Raw genomic sequence first — 24,027 nt, 5'->3', positions numbered from 1 at the left:
CGTACGCTTTGAAGTCACCAAACTGTTTGGTGATCGCGGCGGTCAGCGTGGTTTTGCCGTGGTCAACGTGACCAATGGTGCCGATGTTGCAGTGCGGTTTACTGCGCTCAAACTTTTCCTTAGCCATCTCGGGCGCCTTCTACTTTGTGGGGGGCCGGTCTTGGCCCGTTTTCCTCTACCGCGCGCGACATATTTGGTTGCGCGCAAAAAATCAAGCGGGTTTGCCGTTTATCGACGCAGCTCTCGTTCCAGCTGCGCGCGCTTACGCTCATCTTTCTCAGACGGCCAGCATTTTGCCAGCACTTCGGGGGGCACATCGTCCACCAGACAGGACCGATTCTCATGCATCCAGCGCTCGATCTCACGCGCGGCGTTGAAGGTGAGATTTTCCAATTGCTCTTCCGCGGTCATGGTAAACCCGCTGGATGTCACAACCGTGCCACTGCCAAAGCTTTCCAGCACAATGATCTCGCGGGGCTCTTCGTTGAACTTCGCGCCCGCACGGTCATCCCAGGCGGTGACGGTGAGGATCAGCGCAGATTTCGTGGACAACAGCACCGGCACACCGCGTTGCGCTAGCATGTAGCCTGACAGGTTGATGCCAAAATGCACCAGACGCTCCCCGTCATAGCGGCCCAGACGCGCATCCACCGCGTTCTTCATGGAGGCAATCCACTGCTCCTTGGGCAACTCGCGCGACAGCGGGCCTTTCTGAAGATCCGGCGCCACCACAATATTGTGGCCCATTGTGAAATCCCCGAGGTCCAGCTTTTCGCTGGTCACTTCGGTGCTGCGCGCGCCACAAGATACCAGCACGGCCAACGCCGCCAAACACATCCCGATCCTGCCCATGTAAGCTGTTCCTGCTGCTCGTCGTTGTGATTGAGCGATCACATAGCCGATGCCCGGCTTTCACGCAATCTTGGCCTTTATTTGAGTTGATCCGCAGCCTACACTTTTGCGTAGAAGGATCGACATGCCAGATGATGTACATCAGTCCCAGCTGACCGAGGCCGACCGCGCGAAGGCGCTGCCTGTTCACGCCAAACTTGCCACCGAGCCGCTTGGGCTCTGGGGCTCGCTCAAGGCGGCGCGCAGCAATCTTCTGTCGATCCTGCCGGAAATTGCCGTGCGCCAGCCCATGGTGTCTGGCCGCACCGGATTGCGCTGGCACATGGTGATGGACCCCGGCGCCATCCGGCAGATGCTTCTGGAAAAGGTCGACGACTATCCCAAGTCCCGCGCGACCAAGAACATCCTGCGCCCTGCCATCGGCGACAGCCTGTTTATTGCAGAAGGCGCGCACTGGCGATGGCAACGCCGCGCTGCCGCGCCCGTGTTCACCCACCGCAACATCAGCAACCTCGCCCCCGTCATGGCCGCCGCCGGAGAGCGCGCCGCCGACCGTATCGCCACCGCAGGCCCCCGCGCCGTAGATCTGCTGGATGAAATGGTCAAAACCACCTTTGACGTGATCTCGGAAGTCACCTTCTCAGGCGATGGCAGGATGGACAGCGGCGCGGTACATGAGGCCATTGACGCCTATATCGCAGAAGCCGGCAAAATCTCATTGCTGGATATGCTGGGCGTGCCCGACTGGGTGCCGCGCCCCGGCCGCATCCGTACCGGCCAAGCCATGGTGGAGATGAAAAAGGTTGCCGACGCGGCCATCGAGTCCCGGCGCGCACGCGGCGCAAAAAACACGCCGGATCTGCTGGATCTGCTGCTGGCGGGCGAAGACCCCGAAACCAAAAAGCGCATGAACACCGCAGAGCTGCGCGACAATCTGCTGACCTTCATCGTCGCCGGGCATGAGACCACCGCGCTCACCCTTGCCTGGGCGCTCTACCTCTGCGCCTTTGATCAGGACGTGCAAACAAAGGCCCGCGCCGAGATCAACGCGGTCTGCGGCGACGCCCCGATCACCGGCGATCATGTCGACCAGCTCACCTATCTGCGCCAGATTGTCGAGGAAACCCTGCGGCTCTACCCACCGGCAGGCATCATTTCCCGCACCGCGCAAAAAACCGACTCGCTCTGCGCCCGCGACATCCATCCCGGCGATACGGTGATGATCCCGATCTACGCGCTGCAGCGCAATCACCAGCTCTGGGACAATCCGGACGCTTTTGACCCGGACCGCTTTGCCAACCGCAAAGCCATTGACCGCTACGCCTACCTGCCGTTTGGCGACGGCCCGCGCATCTGTATCGGTGCGAGCTTTGCGCTGCAGGAGGCCGTAATCATCCTCGCAGCCCTCCTGCGCCGCTTTCATTTTGAAGAAATCGCAGGCCGCCCGCCAAAGCCAGTGATGATCCTCACGTTGAGGCCCGAAGGCGGAGTGTGGTTGCAGGCCAACGAGATCGCAAAGACGTCATAATCCGAGCACCCGCCAAAAAGAAAACGCCGACCATTCTCATGATCGGCGCCTCAAATGTTTAGGTCTCAGCGAAATCAGAAGCCGTGCTTTTCTTTCAGCGCTGCAACCGTGTCCTGATTGGCCGCGAACCACGCGTTGAACGAGTCAACAATGTCGCCGCGCGTGCTGGAGGACAGATGGTAATCCGCCTGCGAATTCGGCAGACTCTCATCAAAGACCAGCGCCCCTTCGTCCTGCCCCATTTCGCTCAGAACCCGGTTCAGAACATGCACGTTTGCATAGGCGCCATCGATACGCCCCGCGAGCGCCTGACGGACCAGGCCGCTGAAGTTCGGGTTTTCTTTCAGCGTCACCTGACCTGCTTCAATCCGGTCCAACCAGGAAAAGGCTGTGAAACCCAGAACCGTTCCGATCTGCGCGATCTCATCCACGGGTTTGCCAAGGTTCTCAGGGACCACCATCACCCCCTCCACGGTCGCTTCGACCACGGTGGAGTAGTGCATTTCAACGCCGCTCTTCAGATCTGCGGACCAATAGGCATTGTCCGGATATTTCAAATCCACATCCCCGGACACCACCGCCTGCATCAAGCGGTTGATCGGCAGCGCTTTAAACTGCAGCTCATGCCCTTGATCCGCAGCAAAGGCGGACAGCACATCAGCCGCAAAGCCAGTGTAGGACTTTCCGTCCCATTTGTAGTGCGGCAGGTAGTCGATGTTCTCAACGCCCACCACAAGGGTTTCTGCAAGGCTGGCGGTGCCAGACAGGCTGGCCAGTGCGAGGGTGCCGGCTGCAAGAATGGTTTTCATGGCTGTGCTTTCTTTTTGACCGAATGAATAAGTATTCCAGCGCTGGACCTAGGTTTTTCAGACTAACAAAGTCTAAAAACCGGCCCCGCGCACAGCGCTCAGCTCAGCAAAATTCGGTTCAAAATGGAGAGGCATTGCGGCTTCGGAAACAGAGCTGACGCGACTCGGATTGCGCGCCTAAAACCAAGAGAAGATTCCTCAAGCGCCGCGCGCAATCATAGGCCGTCATGACACGGGATAGGCCTATCACCCACGGCGACATCGACACCCCACATCAAAGAAAAACGGGGGCACAGTGGCCCCCGAAAATCATTTGAACTTATTGTCTTTGGGGAAGCCATAAGGCGGCTTCTTGCCCACCCCGGCCCGCTTCGCCAGCCAGTCTGACAGATCAGGCTCATGGCGGGTTTTGCCGCTGTTGCCCATCGACCAGGTGAGGCCGTCGTCCCACTTGAACGTGGCGATATCCGACAGGCCACCATCCAACTCCAGCGTACCCTGACGACCGCGCGCCATATTGTACTTCTGCAGGCGCACACCTTTGCCGCGCCCCAGCTCAGGCAGCTCATCCACCGGGAACACAAGGAAGCGCGCGTTTTTAGAGACCACAGCAACGTGGTCACCTTCCACAGGCTTACAGATCATCGCTTTGACGTCATCTTTGACGTTCAACACCTGCTTGCCCGTACGCGTCTGCGCGATCACATCGGTTTCCGGCACAACAAACCCGTCTCCAGCGCTGGACGCCACCAGCAGCTTGCGATCAGGCTTGTGGACAAAAATGTCAATGATTTCAGCTTCATTGGGCAGATCAACCATCAAGCGCACAGGCTCCCCCATGCCACGCCCACCGGGCAAATTGGCCGCGCTCAGGGTGTAGAACCGCCCATTGCTGCCAAACATCAGCAAGCGATCGGTGGTCTCCGCATGGAAGATAAACCGCGGTCCGTCGCCATCTTTGAACTTCAGCTCACGGGTCAGATCAATGTGACCGGACATCGCCCGGATCCACCCCATCTGAGAGCAGACAATGGTCACCGGCTCGCGGTCGATCATCGCCTCAATTGGCACCTCTTCCACCTCAGCAGCCTCGGCAAACACCGTGCGGCGCGCGCCGCCTTCATAGTCTTTGCCAAAGGTCTTCTTGGCCTCTTTGAGCTGTTCGGCGATACGGTCCCACTGCATGTCTTCGCTGCCCAAAAGCGCAACGATGCCAGCGCGCTCTTCCTGCAGCGCATCCCGCTCGCGGATCAGCTCCAGCTCTTCCAGACGGCGCAGGCTGCGCAGGCGCATGTTGAGGATCGCCTCTGCCTGCACCTCGGTCAGCTGGGTTGCACCACTGCCCGGCAGCGGCGACTTATAGTCCGCCTCACTGGTCGCGCGGGGATGATCCAGATCCCAATTCTCCGCCATCAACGCCTGTTTGGGCGCATCGTCATAGCGGATGATGTCAATCACACGGTCCAGATTGAGGAAAGCAATGATGAAGCCTTCCAACACTTCCAGACGATGGTCAATCTTCTCCATCCGGTGTTTGGAGCGACGGATCAGCACCTCACGGCGGAAATCCAAAAAGGCGCGCAGAACCTCTTTCATGGAGCAAACCTTCGGGGTCACGCCATCAATCAAGACGTTCATGTTCAATGAGAAGCGGATCTCCAGATCGCTGCTGCGATAGAGCATGTTCATCAGAACATCCGGCTCCACGTTCTTGCTGCGCGGCTCCAGAATGACGCGAATATCGTCTGCCGACTCGTCGCGCACATCGGCCAGAATAGGCACCTTCTTGGTCTGGATCAGCTCCGCAAGCTTCTCGATCAGCTTGGATTTCTGCACCTGATAAGGGATCTCTGTGACCACAATCTGCCACTGGCCCCGGCCCAGGTCTTCCTTCTCCCACTTACAGCGCAGACGGAACGAGCCGCGCCCGGTGCGATAGGCCTGCGCAATGCTTTCAGGCGGCTCAACAATCACACCACCGGTCGGGAAATCCGGCCCCGGCACATAGTTGAGCAACGTGTCATCGCGCACATCCGGCGTCTTGATCATGTGCAGACAAGCGTCACACAGCTCGCTGATGTTGTGGGGCGGAATGTTTGTCGCCATCCCCACCGCGATGCCGCTGGCGCCATTGGCCAGAAGGTTCGGGAAGGTCGCAGGAAGCACAACAGGCTCGCTCAGCGTGCCGTCATAGTTCTCGCGAAAATCAACCGCGTCCTCGTTCAGCCCTTCCAAAAGCGCCTCAGCAACCGAGGTCATCCGCGCTTCCGTGTATCGGCTCGCAGCCGGGTTGTCCCCGTCGATATTGCCGAAGTTCCCCTGCCCGTCGACCAGCGGATAACGGACGTTGAAGTCCTGCGCCAAACGCGCCATCGCATCGTAAATCGCGGCATCACCATGCGGGTGATAGTTGCCCATCACGTCACCGGAAATCTTCGCGGATTTCCGGAAGCCGCCGGTGGCGGAAAGTTTCAGCTCACGCATCGCGTAAAGGATTCGGCGGTGTACCGGCTTCAACCCATCCCGCGCATCTGGCAGCGCGCGGTGCATAATTGTGCTCAGCGCATAGGTCAGATAGCGGTCGCCAATCGCGCGCCGCAGCGGTTCCGTTACGTTCTGAGAGGGGAGCTCGTCGTCATCGATCAGATCAGTCATGGCTGAGTGATAACTTTTGCAGCCGTCACGGTAAAGCACATGCACGGGAACAGCCGCCGATTTTTCCCCCACAAGTTAAGGATTTCCTCAGTTTATCTTTTGCATCAAGCGCTTAAGAAGCGCGTCTGTATTGATTTATTGATTCCCTGGGGAGGGTACAAAGTGAATAAGTTTGTCATTGTGAGTTTTGGCATTATGGGTTGGGCCTTCTGGGAACTCAGCGGTGGCGCGGATTTTGAGCCAAAATCGCAGCGCATCGTGGAATCGGCCCAGACGGAACCCGCCATCGCCTCCACTGCCATGGAGACGGCAGCTGAGGTCACCAACAAAGAGTCCATTGCGCGTGTCGCAACCTCTGTGCCCACGGTCCGGGCCACGCCAGCGGTAGTACGCACCGCCAACACAGCCTCGGTCATCCCGGCAGTTCAGCCCGGCATCACCAACAATGTGTTTGCCACCTCTCGCAATGTGAATCTGGCCTCTTACGAGACCCCGAATGCGGCCTTTGTTCCGGCCGTTGCTGAGGCCACCCCGGTGCCCGCAGCGGAACCCGCACCCCGCGCCACCGCCGATATGCGGCAAGTGCGAGGCTCCCGCGTGAACATGCGGGGCGGACCGGGCACCGGATATGGCGTGCTGGCCGTGCTGTCGCGAGGCCAGGAAGTGCAAATCCTGCGCGAGAGCGGCTCCGGCTGGCTCAAACTGCGTGATCAGGAAAGCGGCATTGTCGGCTGGATGTCCGCAAAAATGATCACATCACCTAACAGTTAAGTAAGACGCCACGTCTGGGCTATTGCTCCGGTCTTGGTCCGGCCTAGTGTGCCGCGCAAACGCGCGCAACAGAAGGCCAGTCCCGCTATGACCCAGAAAACGCTCCTTATCACAGGCTGCTCCACAGGTATTGGCCTTGCAGCCGCTGAAACCATGAAGGCCCGCGGCTGGCGCGTGTTTGCCAGCTGCCGCCAGCAGGAAGACTGCGACCGCTTGATTGCCATGGGCTATGAAAGCCCGCGCATCGACTATCTCGATCCGGAAACCATCCGCACCGGCCTTGAGGAAGTGCTTACCGCCACCGGCGGCACGCTGGATGCGCTCTTTAACAACGGCGCGCGCGCCCTGCCCGGCGCGGTTGAAGACCTGCCAACCGACGGTCTGCGCGAGATGATGGAAAGCAACCTCATCGGCTGGCACGATCTGACCCGACAGGTGGTGCCAATCATGCGCAAACAGGGCCATGGGCGGATCGTGCAGAACTCCTCGGTTCTGGGCTATGTCTCCATGCCCTATCGCGGTGCCTATGTGGCCACCAAATTCGCTCTGGAAGGCCTAAGCGACAGCCTGCGCATCGAGCTGCGCGACACCCCGCTGCACGTGATCCTGATCGAACCCGGCCCGATCACCTCCAACATCCGCACCAATGCCGCGAAACAGTTCTTCAAATGGATCGACTGGGAAAACTCGCCCCATGCAGAAGACTACCGCAAAGGCCTGGTGGAGCGCCTGACAGAAGAGGATCAGTCGCCAGATAAGTTTGAGCTGCCGGCCTCCGCGGTCTGCGACAAGTTGATCCATGCTTTGGAGGCCGAAAAACCGCGCGCGCGTTATCGCATCACCTTTCCTGCACGGCTGATGCACGTCCTGCGGCGACTTTTGTCGACCCGCGCGCTCGATTGGGTGATCTCCAAAGGCTGAGCGCGCGTAAAGAGTTGGTGGTTCTTTTTTGCGCCCAAAGCGTTTACACAGAGCCACCACAAACTCGAGGAGCAGTCTCATGGCCAATGATCCCCTTTTTTGGGTTGCCGCTGTCGCCTGTATTGGCGTTTTGATCATCCTGATGGTGGGTGTCGGCGGGTTTGCCAGAGGCGGCGAATTTAACAAGAAATATGCCAACAAAATCATGCGCCTGCGCTTGATCGCCCAATTTGTGGCGGTTTTGCTGATCCTGGCGTTTGTTTGGCTGCGTCAGGGGGGATGACGACATGGTGGTACTGAACAAAATCTACACGCGCACCGGCGACAAGGGCACAACCGCACTTGGCAATGGCGACCGCGTTGCCAAATACGACGGGCGCGTTGCGGCCTATGGCACGTCTGATGAACTCAACTCGGCCGTTGGCGTGGCCCGCCTGCATGCGGTAGGCGAAATGGACACCGCGCTGATGCGCATCCAGAATGACCTCTTCGATCTGGGCGCTGATCTGTGTCGCCCGGACATGGCCAAAGACGCCGAAGCCGAATACCCGCCTCTGCGTATGGCGGCGAGCCAGGTTGCACGCCTTGAACAAGAAATCGACGCCATGAACGCCGATCTTGAACCGCTGCGCAGCTTTGTGCTGCCCGGCGGATCCGCACTGGCGGCGCATCTGCATGTCTGCCGCACAGTGGCACGCCGCGCAGAGCGTCTTTCGGTTGAACTTGCCCAGCATGAAGACGTGAACAGCGACGCGGTGACCTACCTCAATCGTCTGAGCGACTGGTTCTTCGTGGCCTCCCGTGTGGCCAACAACAACGGCAAGGATGACGTGCTCTGGGTACCCGGCGCCAACCGCTGAGCCCCACATCCTCCAATCCGCGCGCAGCAGCGCGAATCAAATCCGGGTCAGCGGCCCATCTGTTTGCGTTAACGGCACGGTTGACGCAAACTCTCCTCACGTAACTTTCTGCGACGCGGCAACAATCTTTCGAAGAACGTCGCGTGAAAACATCAATACGCGACGTCGTTGCGCTGCAAGGTGACGATTTTGCTCTGTTTCCTGAGCGCGCGAATATATATCAACGCGGTGAGAGCATTCGGATGAGCTGCCTAGGCGGCTTTGACAAACTTTGAGGAGTCTACGCCCATGAAGGTACTTGTACCTGTCAAGCGCGTGATTGACTACAACGTGAAAGTCCGCGTGAAAGCGGATGGGACCGGTGTCGATCTCGCCAACGTCAAAATGTCGATGAACCCATTCGATGAGATTGCAGTCGAAGAGGCCATCCGTCTTAAAGAAGCCGGTAAAGCGGACGAAATCGTCGCCGTTTCCATCGGTGTGAAGCAAGCTCAGGAAACCCTGCGCACCGCCCTCGCCATGGGTGCGGACCGCGCCATCCTGGTTGTGGCTGCTGACGATGTACATCAGGACATCGAGCCGCTGGCCGTTGCCAAGATCCTGGCAAAAGTTGTCGAAGAAGAGCAGCCGGGCCTCGTGCTCTGCGGCAAGCAAGCGATCGACAACGACATGAACGCAACCGGCCAGATGCTGTCTGCTCTGCTGGGCTGGTCCCAGGCGACCTTCGCATCCGAAGTGGATCTGGACGGCGACAAAGCGGTTGTGACCCGTGAGGTGGACGGTGGTCTGCAGACCATCAAAGTCAACACCCCGGCAATCATCTCCGTGGACCTGCGTCTGAACGAGCCGCGCTATGCGTCTCTGCCAAACATCATGAAAGCGAAGAAAAAGCCGCTGGATGAGAAAACCGCTGCCGACTACAGCGTGGATGTCTCCCCACGTCTGGAAATCGTGAAAACCTCCGAGCCGACTGAGCGCGCCGCAGGTATCATGGTTGGCTCCGTAGATGAGCTGGTTGCAAAACTCAAAGAAGCGGGGGCTGTATAATGGCTGTTCTTCTTCTCGCAGAAGTCAACAACGGTGAGCTGGCGCTGGACGCCACCGCCAAAGCTGTCTCCGCTGCAAAAGCACTGGGTGACGTGACCGTTCTGGCCGCTGGCGCATCTGCTGCCGCTGCTGGCGAAGCCGCCGCGAAAATCGACGGCGTTGCCAAAGTACTGGTTGCTGAGGATGCATCCCTTGGCCACCGTCTGGCCGAGCCAACTGCTGCGCTGATCGTTTCCCTCGCGGGCGACTACAGCCACATCGTTGCACCAGCCACCACCGACGCCAAAAACGTGATGCCACGCGTGGCCGCGCTGCTGGACGTGATGGTGCTGTCTGACGTGACCGCAGTTGTGGATGGCGACACTTTCGAGCGTCCGATCTACGCCGGCAACGCGATCCAGACCGTGAAATCTTCCGACGCCAAGAAGGTCATCACCTTCCGTACGTCCACCTTTGACGCTGCAGGCGAAGGCGGTTCCGCATCCGTGGAAACCATCGGCGCAGCAGAAAACCCAGGCCTGTCTGAGTGGGTTGAGGACAAGGTTGCCGAGAGCGACCGTCCTGAGCTGACCTCCGCTGGCGTGGTTGTCTCCGGTGGCCGCGGCGTTGGGTCTGAAGAAGACTTCAAAATCATCGAAGCTCTGGCAGACAAGCTGGGCGCAGCTGTTGGTGCATCCCGCGCCGCGGTTGACTCCGGCTACGCACCAAACGACTGGCAGGTCGGTCAGACCGGTAAGGTTGTGGCACCTGAGCTCTACATCGCAGCAGGTATCTCCGGCGCCATTCAGCACCTTGCAGGTATGAAAGACTCCAAGATCATCGTTGCGATCAACAAAGACGAAGAAGCGCCAATCTTCCAGGTTGCAGACTACGGTCTGGTGGCTGACCTCTTCGAAGCCGTGCCTGCTCTGACCGAAAAACTCGGCTAAGCGACACCGCTTTCAGATACAGAAAGGCCCGCCTCATTGGCGGGCCTTTTTTGTTTCGTCTGGCGCCCGTGTGGCTCACGCCAGCGGCATCAGCACCTGCAGGCTTTCAGCCAGCGCCTCTGCGGTCTCTTCATGGCCTTTCACGCTCAGCATACGTTGCGCCGCACCGCGCTCCATATCGCCAAAAGCCATGCCGGTGACGCCCTGTGCCATGGCCTCTTCGCTCAGCACCACTTCCACAACGTCTTCGACCAGCGGGCGCAGCTCTTCAATCATCAGACGGTCCACAAACAGCGGATCCGGCCCCAGACCGCTGGTGCCAAGCGCTGTGTCCGGCGCATGGTCAGCCACCCACAACAGCACCACCTTGCCGCCAATCGTGTTCAGCAACAGCTTCATCCGTGCGCTCCACGCCATGCGCAGCTCATCGCGCACCATGCAGTAGCGGTCCGGCGTGCGCGCACAAAGCGTGCCCAGCATATGGCGGGTAAAATGGAACTCGCTGAAATCAATTTCATTGAACACCATCTGCATCATATTGGAGGCGCCAATGAACCGGTCATTACGGCGCGGATGCACCTTGTAATACCGGTTGGACATATTCTGCGCGCCCATGACCTGAACCACGGTCACCTCGGCCCGCTGCGCCATTTCCAAAACGGTTGGCTCTGCCAGAAAGGCATCAATCCCGGCGTTCACATAGCCAAGGTTCACACATTCCAGCGGCAGCCTGTCGTCCAGCAACTCCACAAACGGATGCGCAACAAATTTCCCATAGGTCTCTGTCCCACCCAGAAACGCAACATAAGGCGCGTCCAGATCTTTCTTCGGTCCACGGAAGGCCAGCCGGGACTCCCCGTAACGACACGGCTCATAATTGAGCTCACCGCCCTTCATCTTCTCGTAAGACATATTCTCACCACTAATTTTCTCACCCGTTTGAGAGAATCGCGCAAAGCTCTTGCGAAAAAGCTAATGCGCGCCTTTGACATAAGTTTTAGCGACTCCCGCCTCTTGCAGCTGTCGCCCACGCAGGCATAAGGTCCTCGCAAAGGTCTCAGAGGATAAGTGACATGGACATCAAAACGATTGGCGTCGTTGGCGCGGGCCAAATGGGCAACGGCATCGCACATGTAATGGCGCTTTCTGGCTATGATGTGCTGCTCAACGATATCAACCAGGACGCTCTGGATGCAGCCGTGGCGCGCATCGACAAAAACCTTGAGCGCCAAGTCAGCCGTGAGAAGATTTCCGCCGATGCAAAGGCCGAGGCCATGGCCCGCATCAAAACCACCCTGCAGCTGCCGGATCTGGGCGGCACCGATCTGGTGATCGAGGCGGCGACCGAGCGGGAAGAGATCAAACATCAGATCTTTGACACGCTGAAGCCGCATCTCGGCCCAGACACGATCCTGACCTCAAACACATCCTCGATCTCGATCACCCGTCTGGCCAGCCGCACCGACCGCCCTGAGCGCTTCATGGGCTTTCACTTCATGAACCCGGTACCGATGATGCAGCTGGTCGAGCTGATCCGCGGCATCGCCACCGATGAGCCCACCTATAAGGCCTGCCTGAACATCGTGGAACGTCTGGGCAAAACCGCTGCCAGCGCCGAAGACTTCCCGGCCTTCATCGTGAACCGCATCCTGATCCCGATGATCAACGAGGCCTGCTACACGCTTTACGAAGGCGTGGGCAACGTCGCCTCCATCGACAACGCCATGAAGCTCGGTGCAAACCACCCGATGGGCCCGCTTGAACTTGCGGATTTCATCGGTCTGGACACCTGCCTTGCGATCATGAACGTGCTGCACGACGGGCTTGCAGACACCAAATACCGCCCTTGCCCGCTGCTGACCAAATATGTCGAAGCCGGCTGGCTGGGTCGCAAGACCAAACGCGGCTTTTATGACTATCGCGGTGAGACACCGATCCCGACCCGCTAAGAACCTCTGAGGGACGCGCGGCCCCGCGCCGCGCCCCTCACACGCTTTGCCCTCCGGCAAGCCACAATGCTCTCCGGCACTTTTACCCTGTAAGAAGATATGAAGCGTCAGCCCCGCCTGTGGCGGGCGTCTGTCAGCTGTCTTTGCCCAGATCCAGCGTGTGCTGGCGCAGCCACGCCATAAAGCCACGCGGGTCCGTGTGCAGGCGCTCCATCTGCGCATCCGTCAGCGGCTTGCCGACCACTGGTTTCTGCGGCTTGTGGCAAGAGCGCACAATCTCATGCAGCAACAGGCCCTGACGCAGGATCGGGGAGATCTTATTGGCAATCTGATACGCGCGGCTGTTCTGTCCGGGATAATAGATCGGCACCACCCGCGCACCGGAGCGGCGGATCAGCTGGGCTGTGAACACATTCCATTCCCGCTCAATCGCGGGGCCAAACCAGCTGTCAGAGCTCATCACAACACCGGATGGGAACAGCGCGACCACGCCACCCTCTTTCAGATGCGCCATGGCTTTGCCACGCATCTCAACCATCTTGCGTTGCGCGTCCGGATCATGCGGGAAAGGCACCGGAATCATAAAGCTAGAGGCCGCCTCATCCAGACCGGTGAGCACAGACCGGGTGAGGATGCGGTAATCCTGACGCACCCGCCCAATCAGATCGGCAAAGATCATCCCGTCAACCATGCCATGGGGGTGGTTGGCCACCACCACAACAGGGCCCTCGGCGGGAATGTTCTCAAGCTGCTCCTGAGGCGTCTTGAGCTCGATGCCCATGACATTAAGCGCCCCGCGCCAGAATTTCTGGCCCCGGTACTGTTCGTTGTCGCGCTCAAACTTGTTGACCATGCGCAAAACGGTCAGCTTGCCGGTAAACCATTCGATCACCCGAATGGCCAAAGCGGTCCAGCGGTCATCAAAGGAGTTGGCATACGTCAGGGTACGGCGGTCATAAATCTGACCGTCAGTTTCGCTTGCAGGTTTGCCCGCCTGCGCCTCTGGCACCGTGTCTACCAAGTCCGTCTTCCTGCGCCACCGCGCGCCTTTTCTAAAAGCCTTCGCCGAATTTGTCTGCGACAAGCGCCTCAATGGCGTCGGCCAAGGCCAGAGCATCTGGCCCGCTGGTTTCTACGTCAATGCTGGTGCCTTTGGAGGCAGCCAACATCAGCAAACCCATAATACTGTCGCCTCCGGCACTCAAGCCATCCTTTGCGACTTCGGCACTGGCGTCAAATCCTTCGACCACTTCCACAAGCTTGGCAGACGCCCGTGCATGCAGGCCTTTTTCGTTCACGATCTGCATCGTGCGTTGGACAATCTGGCTCATGTCACTACCCTGCTTGAATATTTTGGCTGTCAATATACTTGCGACCGGCCTCTAGCGCAGCGCGAACTGCATCGGCCACATCCAAATGGCGACTTTTGGCCAATTTGATCAACATTGGCAAATTTGCACCATAGAGAATCCGGCGGTTGGCCGGGGCGCAGGCCCGCAGACTCAGGTTGGACGGGGAGCCGCCAAACATATCGGTGACGATGACCACACCATCGCCGCGATCCACGGAATCCGCAGCTTCACAAATCTCAGATTGCTTTTGCGGCCGGTCGTGATCGGCCTCAATGGTGATCGCCTGCACGCCACCCTGCGTGCCGACCACATGTTCCATGGCGGCCAGATACTCTTTGGCCAACCCGCCATGCGCGACGATCACTATTCCGATCAAACTGTGTGTTCCCCATCTTCCTGGCTGACCGGTATCCGCGCTGGCAGCGACGCAAACCGGTTAAGCTCGCGATGTCTTATAGACACCTGCCAGCCCCTGTTTGCAAGGGATTCGGCCATGGTTTCGGTGACAAAGACCGAGCGGTGTTTGCCGCCCGTACAACCAAAGGCAATCATCAGATGGCTGCGGCCTTCGCGAATATAGCCCGGCAGCAGCCCTTCCACCATCTGCTCCATGCGCTCCATAAACGGCGCAAATCCCGGGTCTTCAGACACATAGGCGCCAACGGCGGCATCCCCGCCATCCAGCGCCCGCAAATCTTCCTGCCAATGCGGATTGTGCAAAAACCGGCAGTCGACCACGATATCCGCGCCCTGCGGCAGACCACGCTTGTAGCTGAAGGATTGAATGGTCAGGCCAATCGCCTGTTCGTTAAGCTGAGAGAACCGCGCCTGCACCGCCTGACGCAGCTCATGCGGGCTCAGTTCTGAGGTGTCGATCAGCACATCCGCATAGGTGCGCACCCCGCTCAGCAGCGAAAGCTCGCGCTCAATGCCTTCGGTGGGGTCCTCCTGACGCGCCATCGGGTGGCTGCGCCGGGTCTCATTGTAGCGCCGCCGCAGCACCTCCGCCCGGCAATCCAGATACAGGAGATCCGCCGCCGCATTTGGAATGCCCCGCGCAATCTCCATTGCCGCCAGCAAAGCGTCCGGCGAGAAATCCCGGTTGCGCACATCCAGCCCCAGCGCCATGGGCTGCCGCAATGGTTGCCCGGACAGCAACCGCTCCAGAAGGCCAAGCGGCAGGTTGTCTATGGTTTCATAGCCCACGTCCTCCAGCGCCTTGATCGCGGTCGAGCGCCCCGCACCGGACGGGCCGGTGAGCAAAACAAGTGGAAAGGGCTTATCGGAGGCGGGCATGATCTGTCCTTATGCGTTTCGGCCGTGACGCAGCATCTGCAAAAGCGCTGCCGCAAAATATGGGGCGTCCACTGACCAGAGCAAGGGCACATCCTGCTCAAGAATGCGTGCGTGCCTTGGATGGGGCAGCCGGTCGGTTTCGGTCTGATCCATATCGACCACCAGCTGCAGCTGCGCGGTCTCGGCAATCTCCGCACGCAGAATGCCCACCCCGCGCGCCTCGATCAGCCCGCTCGTCGTCTCAGGCGCAGACACCCAGAGCGCCGCCCCGTCGCGGCGCACCATGGTCTGATCATCCGCCACCAGCTTTGCGCCATACGCCATCATCTGCAACGCCAGCGAGGATTTCCCGCGCCCGGAGGCCCCACGGATCAGCACCGCACGCCCGCCATCTGCCACGCAGGAGCCATGCAGCAGGGTCTCTGCCACATGCAGGTCTTCTGAGGAATTAGACGCACTCACTGGTTTGCCCGGCGCCTGCTCCATGGCTCAGACCGGCAGGCCCACGACAAAACGCGCACCCAGCGGTTCAGAGGTCACATCCGCATCTGTCGGGCGAATGTTCTCAGCCCAGATCACGCCACCATGGGCCTCGACAATCTGTTTGGAGATCGCGAGGCCAAGACCTGAGTTGTTGCCAAACTGCGATTCTGGGCGGTGCGAATAGAAACGGTTGAAGATCTTGTTGAGCGACTGCTCCGGAATGCCCGGCCCGGTGTCTTCCACCACGACCAGCACTCGGTTTTCCCGCCGCCGCGCCCAGACGCGGATCGCATCGCCCTCTTCACAGAAGCTGATCGCATTGGTGATCAGATTGACAAACACCTGTGCCAACCGTGCCTCAAGCCCATTGATCTCAATCGGCCCTTCAGGGAGGTCTGCAATAAAGTCGATGTTCTTGGATTTGGCATCTTCGCTCAGATATTGCGCCAGATTGCCAATCATCATCAGCAGGTCGAAGTTCTCTTCTTCTTCCTTGACCAGCTCACTATCCAGCCGCGAGGCATTGGAAATATCGCTCACCAGACGGTCAAGACGCCGCACATCGTGCTCAATCACGCTCAGCAGCTTCTCGCGGTGTTCGTCTTTCTTCACAACCCGTAGAGAGCCCACCGCAGAGCGCAACGACGCCAGCGGGTTCTTGATCTCATGGGCCACGTCGGCGGCAAACTGTTCATTGCTGTCGATACGCTCATAAAGCGCAGACACCATGCCGCGCAGCGCACCGGACAGGCGGCCAATCTCGTCAGGCCGCGCGGTTAGGTCAGGAATACGCACCCGGCCGGGATTGACCTTGCGGTTGTCACTATCCCCGCCAAGCTCTGCAGCCGCGGCCAGATCAGAGAGCGGATTGGAGATGGTTGAGGCCAGCACCATCGACAGACCTACAGAGACCACCGTGGCAATCAGGAACATCTGCAAAACGCGCTCGCGTTCCGAGCTGACCATATGATCCAGCTCACCGGAGGCACTGGTCAGCACCACCGCGCCAATCACCCGTGCGCCCTGTTTGATCGGCACCGCCACGGCAAAGATGCGCTCGCCTGTGGCATTGGACAGCGTATCAAGGCTCTCACTGCCCGCCACCGCATCCTGCGCCAGCCGGTTCAGCTCTTCGTTTAGCGCAGGGCCTGTGCGCGGCTCGGAGCCATCCCGCCCGGAAATCGCTGTCCATGCACGGCTTAAGGCAGAAGTCAGGGGCGTGCCCTCAGGGCGCTCTGACAGCACCTCTGCCAGCGCGGTGGAGGTGATGCCCTCTTTAGAGCCCACAACACTTGGGGCGGAGTCAAACACGGTGACTGTGGTGCCCATCTGCAGCGGCAGCTTCGCAAGCGTGCCCGCCACATCAACCCCGTCATTGGTCACAAGGTTCACCGGCGCCCCCGCCGGAAGCTGCGCCTCAAAGGCACCAGCAATCAGGCGCGCCTCTGTGGCCAGCCCACCGGCGCGCTGCACGGCAAAGCTGTCGCGCGCACTGTTGAGGTACAAAATCCCCGCGACCAGAACGCAAAGGGCGATCAGGTTGAAGGTGATGATCTTTCGCGTGAGGGGCGATTTGCTCAGAGGCAAAAGACGGCGGCGTTCGCGCCGACCTCGCATTTCCCTCTCGGCACGGGCTTCAGGTGCGACCCAATCGTCACCCAAAACAACGTCCCCGTCCCGCCCTTGCGCCATATCTCGCACGTCGGTCCTTTCGGCCTGGTGTCGTTACTCTTCGTTGTACCTATAGCCAATGCCATAAAGCGTCTCAATCGCGGAAAAGTCCGGATCGGCTGTGCGCATTTTCTTGCGCAGGCGCTTGATGTGGCTGTCGATGGTACGGTCGTCAACATAGACCTGATCGTCATAAGCCACATCCATCAACTGGTCGCGGCTCTTCACAAAACCCGGGCGTTGCGCCAGCGCCTGAAGCAGCAGGAATTCGGTGACCGTCAGCGTCACGTCCTTGCCCTTCCAGCTCACAGAATGGCGCAGCGGGTCCATGGTCAGCTCACCGCGTTCCATGATCTTGGTGTCTTCGGTATCGCCGACAATATCGCCATCCACGGCTTCCTGACGGCGCAGCAAGGCACGAATACGCTCCACCAGCAGGCGCTGGCTGAACGGTTTCTTGACGTAGTCATCCGCGCCCATGCGCAGACCCAGCACTTCGTCGATCTCGTCATCCTTGGAGGTCAGAAAAATCACCGGCATCGTGGTTTTCTGGCGCAGCCGTTGCAGCAGATCCATACCATCCATGCGCGGCATCTTGATGTCGAGCACCGCCATGTCGGGGAGTTTCTTGTTGAATGCGTCCAGCGCCTGCTGGCCGTCATTGTAGGTCTCGACTTCAAACCCCTCAGCCTCAAGGGTGATTGAAACCGACGTCAAAATGTTTCTGTCGTCGTCCACAAGGGCAATTCTTGACATCGGACGGATCCTCTCACTGCTCTTATTTTATGCCTAATTTTTGCGGTATTATGCGCATCTCAGGCAGAGGCAATCAACGCAAAAGTGCGATTCGGGTCTCAAACCGGACTCATTAGGCCGCAAAATCGCTAACCAATGGCTAAATTGTCTCACTTTCAGGGACAAACATTGCGCGAATTTTCCGATCGGAACACTTGGTTGCGCTAACCTGCACTTGGTTGCGCTAACTATACCAAACCCGCCTGTTCTTATTGTGAAACGTCATGTTAAGACCGGCGGGTAACGCATCGGAAATGATGGTCGCGCAAGATTGTTGCTTTCCGAAGTTCATCAACGACCGCCGCCAAACAGACGCGGCTACAGGAGTGTAAGAAATGACATTTGGACGGGTAAACCCGCAATTCCGCCTGCAAGATCAAGGGATCGAAGGTCTGGGCAATGTCTATTACAACTTTATGGAGCCAGCGCTGATTGAGCACGCTCTGAAGCGCAACGAAGGCACGCTCGGCAACGGCGGCACCTTCTTGGTGAGCACCGGTGAATTCACCGGCCGTTCGCCCAAAGACAAGTTCACCGTGCGCACGCCGATGACCGAAGACACCATCTGGTGGGAAAACAACCACGAGATGGCCAGCGACGCTTTTGACCGCCTGCATGCCGACATGCTGGAGCACATGAAGGGCCGCGACTACTTCGTGCAGGATCTCACCGCCGGTGCCGATCCGACCCACGCCATCAACGTGCGCGTTGTGAACGAGCTGGCTTGGCACAACCTCTTCATCCGTCACCTGCTGCGCCGCCCTGACCGCGACGCGCTGGATCAGTTTGTGGCTGACTACACCATCATCAACTGCCCAAGCTTCAAGGCCGACCCGGCCAAGCACGGCTGCCGCTCTGAGACCGTGATCGCGGTCAACATCGAGAAAAAGATGATCCTGATCGGCAACACCGAATACGCCGGTGAGAACAAGAAATCCGTCTTTGGCCTGCTGAACTACCTGCTGCCGGAAAAAGGCATCATGCCGATGCACTGCTCCGCCAACCACGCCAAAGACAACCCTGTCGATGCGGCGATCTTCTTTGGCCTGTCCGGCACCGGCAAAACCACGCTCTCTGCCGATCCGAACCGCACCCTGATTGGCGATGACGAGCACGGCTGGTCTGACCGAGGCACCTTCAACTTTGAGGGCGGCTGCTACGCCAAAACCATCGGCCTGAACCCGGAAGCCGAGCCTGAGATCTACGCAACCACCAAGATGTTTGGCACCGTGATCGAGAACATGGTCTATGACGAAGAGACCAAAGAGCTCGACTTCGAGGACAAGAGCCTCACAGAAAACATGCGCTGCGCCTACCCGCTGGAGTCGATCCCGAACGCATCCGACAACGGCCTTGGCGGTCACCCCAAAAACGTGATCATGCTGACCTGTGACGCCTTCGGCATCCTGCCTCCGATTGCACGTCTGACCCCGGCGCAGGCAGAATACCACTTCCTGTCCGGCTTCACCGCCAAAATGGCCGGCACCGAGCGTGGCCTGACCGAGCCAACCCCGGCCTTCTCCACCTGCTACGGCGCCCCGTTCATGCCACGCCGTCCGGAAGCTTACGGTGCCCTGCTGCGCCAGAAGATCGCGGAATTTGGCACCACCTGCTGGCTGGTGAACACCGGCTGGACCGGCGGCGCTTACGGCACCGGCTCCCGCATGCCGATCAAAGCCACCCGCGCGCTTCTGACCGCCGCGCTGGACGGCTCCCTGAACCACGTGGAATTCCGCAAAGACGCCAACTTCGGCTTCGAAGTGCCTGTCTCTGTCCCCGGTGTGGATGACAGCCTGCTCGACCCACGCGGCACCTGGGCGGACAAAGACGCCTATGATGCACAAGCCGCCAAACTGGTGGGCATGTTTGCCGACAACTTCGAGCAATACCTGCCTTACATCGACGCAGACGTGAAAGCCGCCGCCATCGGCTAAGCGCTTCTCTCGGTTTATTGAAAAGCCCCGTGCCACCCGCGCGGGGCTTTTTTGCATGCGGCGTATGATTTGCTTGCTATGCTTCCTCTGAAAGGACGCCTCACATGATCGCCTATATCACCGTCGGCGCAGACGACATCCCCGCCGCAGAGCGGTTCTACTCGGCCTTCCTGCCCGCGCTCGGCTATCGGCTTGAGCACTATCACGGCGATCTCAGCTACATCCCGCCGGGTACTCCGCCAACCTCTCCGGATTTCTACGTGAAAGCCCCGTTTGACGGGACTGCGGCCTCTGCAGGCAACGGCACCATGGTGGCCTTTCAGACAGAGAGCCAACAGCAGCTGCGCGATCTGCACGCCGCTGCGCTCACCGCAGGCGGCACAAACGAAGGCGCGCCGGGCTTTCGCGAAGCCTATAGCGCCGATTTCTACGTCGCCTATCTGCGCGATCCCCAAGGCAACAAACTCGCTCTCTTCACCACCTCCCCGTAGGGTGCGCAGTCCCTGCGCACCGCCGCCCTCCCCCAAAGGCACGCCAAAATGCACATCCGCCCAGAAACCGCCGCCGACATCGACGCCATCCATAGCCTGACCGAAGCCGCCTTTGGCCAACCGGAAGAGGCGCGTCTTGTCGACATGCTGCGCGCAGAGGGCGATGCCGCGCTCTCACTCATCGCAGAAGAAGACGGCCAGATCATCGGCCACGTCCTGTTTTCCCCAATGGCCGCCCCAGTGCGCACGCTAGCCCTCGGCCCGCTGTCCGTTGCACCAGACCACCGGAAACAAGGCATCGGTGCAGCCCTCATCCGCCACGGCCTTGCGCAGGCGCAACGTGAGGGCTGGCACGCCAGCTTCGTGCTTGGCAACCCCGCCTACTACAGCCGCTTTGGGTATTCAGTGGAGCTGGCCAAAGGTTTCACCAACCAATTCTCAGGCCCTTATTTCATGGCGCTGGAGCTTGCGGCAGGCGCACTCAAAACCCCATTTGCGGTCTCATACGCGCCAGCCTTCGCAAAACTCTAGGCCGAGCGCACCCCCTTATGCCAGGCTGCGCGCAGCGAGGGCACGCCCTCAGTCAGCCGGAACCGGATCATATCCGCCTGCAAACCAACCTCCAGACGCCCACGGTCCATCAGGTTAGTGTATTGCGCCGGTGCCGCAGTGACCGTGTGCAGCCCCTTGGCCATGTTGCCCCAAGTCTGGCCAAGCATCACCGCACCAAACAGAAGCGAAGAAGGCACATAGTCTGACGAAATAATATCCAGCAGATCAAGCTCCGCCAGCTCCATCGCCGCCACATTGCCCGAATGGCTGCCCCCACGCACAAGGTTCGGCCCGCCCATGATATTGGCAATGCCATGGGCGTGATTGGCGCGTGCTGCCTCCACCGTTGTTGGGAACTCCGCCAGATGGATGCCATAACCCGCCGAGGTCGCCACTTGAGCAGCGGTGGTGTCATCATGGCTCGCAAGCACAGCCCCAAAGCGCTTGGCCTCCGCAACTGTAGCTTCTTCATGAGCCTTGCCCAACCGGTCATGCAGCCCATGCAGAAAGGCGACGTAGTCCTCAAACCCTTCCGCATCCATGGCGTATTTGCCGCGGATATAGGCCTCAAACTTGCTCAGATCGGTGAACTGTCGCTGTCCCGGCGTGTGATCCATCAGGCTGACAATGCCCACGCGATCCTCAGGCCCGAACTCCGCCAGCTCCTCAATCAGCGTCTCCGAGCAGGTCTCCGCCCGCAGGTGCAGATGGTGGCTGATCCGCAATCCTCCGCTGTCGCGCATCGACAGGATCTCAGCGGCCACAGCCCGGGCATATTTGCCGTATTTTTTGCTTGGATCAGACAGGATCGAGCCGATGCGCAGCGCATCAAACACCGTGGTGATGCCCACACTCGCCAGCTCCGCATCATGGGCCACAATCGCCGCCTGATGCGGCCAATCCACCTTGGGGCGCGGGCGCATGTGCCGCTCCAGATTATCGGTGTGCAGCTCAATGAGGCCCGGCGCAACATAATCGCCTTCGCAATCCACCGCGCCCGCAGGCACCGCCGCGCCCTGATCCATCTCGGCAATCATCCCGTCGCGCACCACAACCGAGCCGGTCACGGTCTCGTTGGGCAAAACAAGGGTGGCATTTGCAAGGATCATCTCTTGTGTCATGTGGGTGTCACGCATTTTTGGCATTCGCTGTCAAAAGGTTGAAAGAGGCAATATGCAGTTCAAACGATACGGCATTTACTACACGCCAGAGCCCGGTGCTCTGGCTGATTTTGGCGCCCATTGGCTGGGCTGGGATCCTGTGGCGGGCAAGCACTGTCCCCACCCGGAGATTGCAGATCTTCTGCGCCCGGTGGAAGAGATCACCGCCACGCCGCGCAAATACGGGCTGCACGGCACCATCAAACCGCCGTTTTTTCTGGCAGATGGCCAAAGCGCTGAGGCCCTGCAAGAGGCGCTGGCCGCGCTCTGTGCCACGCTGGCCCCTGTCACGCTGCCCGGTCTGACATTGGCCCGCCTCGGCAGTTTCCTGGCCCTTAAGATCGACGGCGATCAAACCCCGCTGGCCGCACTGGCCGCGCGCGCTGTCACCGAGCTCGACATGTTCCGCCGCCCGCCCTCTGAGGCCGAACTGGCGCGCCGCCGTCAGGCCAATCTGTCGCCCGCACAGGAAGCGCTGCTGGCAGAGTGGGGCTACCCTTACGTGATGGAGGAATTTCGCTTCCACATCACCCTCACAGGCCGCCTTGGCAAAGATGCCGAACAAACTCAGGCCGCGCTTCTGCCCCACATCACACCGCTCTTGCCACAGCCCTTTGTGGTCAACAGCCTGACCTTGGTGGGCGAAGACGACAGCCAGATGTTTCACGAAATCCACCGCTACGCCCTCACCGGCTGAAGCGCCTCAAGCGCGGCGGCCACGGTGGCCGCCAGCGCCCCGTCATTGGCCACTTCCACCACATCTGCGCCTGTCGGGCGCGACACACCGGCACGGGCCAGACGCGCTGCGATCTCCGCCTCGCTCTCCCGTCCCCGCGCCGCCAGCCGCTGCGCCAGCGTTTGCACATCAGCGGTCAGCGAAAGCACCGCAAAATCCTCAAACGCCGCCCGCGCCTGATCCAGCACACCACGGGACAGGTTCACCAGCACAATCCGCGCGCCCGCCTGCTGCAGCGCTTCACGCGGCACGCCATAGCGCAGCCCATGTGCGGGCCACCACAAAGCGAAAGCATCCTGCGCCACCAGCGCATCAAACTCCGCATCCGTCGCGCCAATCGAGTTCTCGCCACCCGCGCCTGCAGCCCGCGTGATCACCCGACGCGCCAAAACCACATCGCTGCGCGCCGCCGCCATGGCATCCATCACCGTGTCTTTGCCCACGCCAGAGGGGCCAACAACCCCCACAACCCGCACAGGCAATCCAGTGTTTCCCATCAAGCCGCCCCTTTCAAACCGGGTGTGAAGACAGACACATCAATCTCCCGATCACAGACCTGATCGCGCGCTGCCTCATCGTGGAAAATCCCAACAATCGCCGCCCCGCGCGCCTTGGCCTCTTCAATCAGCCCCAGCACAGTGGCGCGGTTGGTTGCATCCAGCGAAGCGGTCGGCTCATCCAGCAACATCGCCGGATAGCTATGGGCAAATCCGCGCGCAATGTTCACCCGCTGCTGCTCCCCGCCAGAAAACGACGTCGGGCTCAGCTGCCAGAGCCGCTCCGGAATGCGCAGCTGGGTCAGCAGATCCCGCGCCCGCTCCCGCGCAGCTTCGGCCTCCACGCCCACAGCCAGCAAGGGCTCCGCCACCACATCCAGCGTCGGCACCCGAGGCACCACCCGCAGAAACTGGCTCACATAGCCCAGCACCTCACGCCGCAGCGCCAAGATCTCGCGCGGCTCAGCCTGCACCACATCCACGCCATCCACGACGATAGACCCACCGGCAGCCAAATAGTTGCCATAGATCATCCGCATCAGGGTGGATTTCCCGGCACCAGACGCGCCGGTCAGCGCCACACATTCCCCGCGCGCCACGCTCAAGTTGGCGCCATCCATCACCGGGATCACCGCGCTGCCCTGATTGTGCAGGGTGAAGGTCTTGCTCAGATCTCTAATCTCAATCATCTGATTTCTCATTCCCAAATATCCTCGGGGGTTTGGGGGCAGACAGCCCC

27 protein-coding genes are annotated in these 24,027 nt (G+C 59.8%); 12 read left to right on the top strand and 15 right to left on the bottom strand.

Translation table 11 applies throughout. The features are described 5' to 3' along the window. Positions 1 to 127, bottom strand: a 127-nt coding sequence (locus tag J7399_RS11000; protein ID WP_229802302.1) for a GTP-binding protein, incomplete at its 3' end; no start/stop codon positions are given. A gap of 101 nt (positions 128 to 228) precedes the next feature. Next, entirely contained in the window at positions 229 to 852 is a 624-nt protein-coding gene (locus J7399_RS10995) for a hypothetical protein (protein ID WP_209086037.1), read from the bottom strand. Between the two features lie 124 nt (positions 853 to 976). On the opposite strand from J7399_RS10995, the gene J7399_RS10990 reads away from it, so the two are divergent. Then, positions 977 to 2,380 (top strand): cytochrome P450, encoded by a 1,404-nt coding sequence (locus J7399_RS10990; RefSeq protein ID WP_209086036.1) that lies wholly within the window; start codon positions 977 to 979, stop codon positions 2,378 to 2,380. Between the two features lie 74 nt (positions 2,381 to 2,454). Here J7399_RS10990 and J7399_RS10985 read toward each other — a convergent pair whose 3' ends face one another. Both J7399_RS10985 and J7399_RS10980 read right to left on the bottom strand, forming a co-directional pair. Continuing rightward, positions 2,455 to 3,189 (bottom strand): transporter substrate-binding domain-containing protein, encoded by a 735-nt coding sequence (locus tag J7399_RS10985; protein ID WP_209086034.1) that lies wholly within the window; start codon positions 3,187 to 3,189, stop codon positions 2,455 to 2,457. Between the two features lie 309 nt (positions 3,190 to 3,498). After that, complete coding sequence (locus J7399_RS10980; RefSeq protein WP_209086032.1) at positions 3,499 to 5,844, bottom strand: DNA topoisomerase IV subunit A; 2,346 nt, start codon at positions 5,842 to 5,844, stop codon at positions 3,499 to 3,501. A gap of 162 nt (positions 5,845 to 6,006) precedes the next feature. Here J7399_RS10980 and J7399_RS21190 point away from each other — a divergent pair, with 162 nt between their 5' ends. The 6 genes from J7399_RS21190 (at position 6,007) to J7399_RS10950 (ending at position 10,372) form a co-directional block, all read left to right on the top strand. Further along, positions 6,007 to 6,615, top strand: coding sequence for an SH3 domain-containing protein (locus J7399_RS21190; RefSeq protein ID WP_209086031.1), 609 nt, complete (start codon positions 6,007 to 6,009; stop codon positions 6,613 to 6,615). 87 nt (positions 6,616 to 6,702) lie between these two features. Continuing rightward, positions 6,703 to 7,536 carry an SDR family NAD(P)-dependent oxidoreductase gene (locus J7399_RS10970; RefSeq protein WP_209086030.1) on the top strand — a complete coding sequence of 278 codons (834 nt, stop codon included), beginning with the start codon at positions 6,703 to 6,705 and terminating at the stop codon, positions 7,534 to 7,536. Positions 7,537 to 7,615: 79 nt separating this feature from the next. Next, positions 7,616 to 7,819, top strand: coding sequence for a twin transmembrane helix small protein (locus J7399_RS10965; protein WP_209060141.1), 204 nt, complete (start codon positions 7,616 to 7,618; stop codon positions 7,817 to 7,819). A gap of 4 nt (positions 7,820 to 7,823) precedes the next feature. Beyond that, positions 7,824 to 8,396, top strand: coding sequence for a cob(I)yrinic acid a,c-diamide adenosyltransferase (locus J7399_RS10960; RefSeq protein ID WP_209060139.1), 573 nt, complete (start codon positions 7,824 to 7,826; stop codon positions 8,394 to 8,396). 288 nt (positions 8,397 to 8,684) lie between these two features. After that, the gene (locus J7399_RS10955) at positions 8,685 to 9,443 is read left to right on the top strand and encodes an electron transfer flavoprotein subunit beta/FixA family protein (protein WP_209086029.1); all 759 of its coding nucleotides are present in this window, start codon (positions 8,685 to 8,687) and stop codon (positions 9,441 to 9,443) included. Beyond that, positions 9,443 to 10,372 (top strand): FAD-binding protein, encoded by a 930-nt coding sequence (locus tag J7399_RS10950; protein WP_209060135.1) that lies wholly within the window; start codon positions 9,443 to 9,445, stop codon positions 10,370 to 10,372. The genes J7399_RS10955 and J7399_RS10950 overlap by 1 nt, the downstream gene beginning before the upstream one ends. Positions 10,373 to 10,447: 75 nt before the next feature. On the opposite strand, the gene J7399_RS10945 is transcribed toward J7399_RS10950, so the two are convergent. Continuing rightward, the gene (locus J7399_RS10945) at positions 10,448 to 11,284 is read right to left on the bottom strand and encodes a DUF6473 family protein (protein WP_209086027.1); all 837 of its coding nucleotides are present in this window, start codon (positions 11,282 to 11,284) and stop codon (positions 10,448 to 10,450) included. A 161-nt stretch (positions 11,285 to 11,445) separates the two neighbouring features. On the opposite strand from J7399_RS10945, the gene J7399_RS10940 reads away from it, so the two are divergent. Continuing rightward, positions 11,446 to 12,321 (top strand): 3-hydroxybutyryl-CoA dehydrogenase, encoded by an 876-nt coding sequence (locus tag J7399_RS10940; protein ID WP_209060130.1) that lies wholly within the window; start codon positions 11,446 to 11,448, stop codon positions 12,319 to 12,321. Between the two features lie 133 nt (positions 12,322 to 12,454). Here J7399_RS10940 and J7399_RS10935 read toward each other — a convergent pair whose 3' ends face one another. From J7399_RS10935 to J7399_RS10905, 7 genes are read right to left on the bottom strand one after another with little or no spacing between them, the layout of a single operon-like run. Continuing rightward, complete coding sequence (locus tag J7399_RS10935; protein WP_247738587.1) at positions 12,455 to 13,342, bottom strand: lysophospholipid acyltransferase family protein; 888 nt, start codon at positions 13,340 to 13,342, stop codon at positions 12,455 to 12,457. A gap of 31 nt (positions 13,343 to 13,373) precedes the next feature. Next, entirely contained in the window at positions 13,374 to 13,643 is a 270-nt protein-coding gene (locus tag J7399_RS10930) for an HPr family phosphocarrier protein (protein ID WP_209060263.1), read from the bottom strand. 13 nt (positions 13,644 to 13,656) lie between these two features. Then, positions 13,657 to 14,049 (bottom strand): PTS fructose transporter subunit IIA, encoded by a 393-nt coding sequence (locus J7399_RS10925; RefSeq protein WP_209060126.1) that lies wholly within the window; start codon positions 14,047 to 14,049, stop codon positions 13,657 to 13,659. Then, positions 14,046 to 14,969: an RNase adapter RapZ gene (rapZ, locus tag J7399_RS10920; protein WP_209060124.1), complete on the bottom strand. Its 924-nt coding sequence runs from the start codon at positions 14,967 to 14,969 to the stop codon at positions 14,046 to 14,048. Before rapZ ends, J7399_RS10925 begins: the two co-directional genes overlap by 4 nt. Positions 14,970 to 14,978: 9 nt before the next feature. Further along, complete coding sequence (locus J7399_RS10915) at positions 14,979 to 15,455, bottom strand: HPr kinase/phosphatase C-terminal domain-containing protein (RefSeq protein WP_209086022.1); 477 nt, start codon at positions 15,453 to 15,455, stop codon at positions 14,979 to 14,981. A 3-nt stretch (positions 15,456 to 15,458) separates the two neighbouring features. Beyond that, positions 15,459 to 17,144: a sensor histidine kinase gene (locus J7399_RS10910; RefSeq protein WP_209077431.1), complete on the bottom strand. Its 1,686-nt coding sequence runs from the start codon at positions 17,142 to 17,144 to the stop codon at positions 15,459 to 15,461. Between the two features lie 33 nt (positions 17,145 to 17,177). Further along, positions 17,178 to 17,879, bottom strand: coding sequence for a response regulator transcription factor (locus J7399_RS10905; protein ID WP_209060121.1), 702 nt, complete (start codon positions 17,877 to 17,879; stop codon positions 17,178 to 17,180). Between the two features lie 374 nt (positions 17,880 to 18,253). Here J7399_RS10905 and J7399_RS10900 point away from each other — a divergent pair, with 374 nt between their 5' ends. The 3 genes from J7399_RS10900 (at position 18,254) to J7399_RS10890 (ending at position 20,874) form a co-directional block, all read left to right on the top strand. Beyond that, positions 18,254 to 19,852 carry a phosphoenolpyruvate carboxykinase gene (locus J7399_RS10900; protein WP_209086019.1) on the top strand — a complete coding sequence of 533 codons (1,599 nt, stop codon included), beginning with the start codon at positions 18,254 to 18,256 and terminating at the stop codon, positions 19,850 to 19,852. A gap of 104 nt (positions 19,853 to 19,956) precedes the next feature. Continuing rightward, positions 19,957 to 20,343 carry a VOC family protein gene (locus J7399_RS10895; RefSeq protein WP_209060116.1) on the top strand — a complete coding sequence of 129 codons (387 nt, stop codon included), beginning with the start codon at positions 19,957 to 19,959 and terminating at the stop codon, positions 20,341 to 20,343. A gap of 48 nt (positions 20,344 to 20,391) precedes the next feature. Next, positions 20,392 to 20,874 (top strand): N-acetyltransferase, encoded by a 483-nt coding sequence (locus tag J7399_RS10890; protein WP_209086016.1) that lies wholly within the window; start codon positions 20,392 to 20,394, stop codon positions 20,872 to 20,874. Here the strand turns inward: J7399_RS10890 and J7399_RS10885 are convergent. Further along, positions 20,871 to 22,016, bottom strand: coding sequence for an alpha-D-ribose 1-methylphosphonate 5-triphosphate diphosphatase (locus tag J7399_RS10885; protein ID WP_209086014.1), 1,146 nt, complete (start codon positions 22,014 to 22,016; stop codon positions 20,871 to 20,873). The two genes, J7399_RS10890 and J7399_RS10885, sit on opposite strands and share 4 nt — an antisense overlap. A 52-nt stretch (positions 22,017 to 22,068) precedes the next feature. On the opposite strand from J7399_RS10885, the gene J7399_RS10880 reads away from it, so the two are divergent. Continuing rightward, complete coding sequence (locus tag J7399_RS10880; protein WP_209086012.1) at positions 22,069 to 22,752, top strand: DUF1045 domain-containing protein; 684 nt, start codon at positions 22,069 to 22,071, stop codon at positions 22,750 to 22,752. Here the strand turns inward: J7399_RS10880 and phnN are convergent. Further along, the gene (phnN, locus tag J7399_RS10875) at positions 22,734 to 23,288 is read right to left on the bottom strand and encodes a phosphonate metabolism protein/1,5-bisphosphokinase (PRPP-forming) PhnN (protein ID WP_209060100.1); all 555 of its coding nucleotides are present in this window, start codon (positions 23,286 to 23,288) and stop codon (positions 22,734 to 22,736) included. The genes J7399_RS10880 and phnN overlap by 19 nt on opposite strands. Then, positions 23,288 to 23,977 (bottom strand): phosphonate C-P lyase system protein PhnL, encoded by a 690-nt coding sequence (phnL, locus tag J7399_RS10870; protein ID WP_209086010.1) that lies wholly within the window; start codon positions 23,975 to 23,977, stop codon positions 23,288 to 23,290. Before phnL ends, phnN begins: the two co-directional genes overlap by 1 nt. Between the last annotated feature and the right edge of the window lie 50 nt (positions 23,978 to 24,027).

The sequence above is a fragment of the Shimia sp. R9_1 genome, from assembly GCF_017743775.1.
Lineage (GTDB): Bacteria > Pseudomonadota > Alphaproteobacteria > Rhodobacterales > Rhodobacteraceae > Shimia.
Note: the sequence above shows the minus strand (reverse complement) of the source record. Positions and strands in the feature narration are given on the sequence as shown.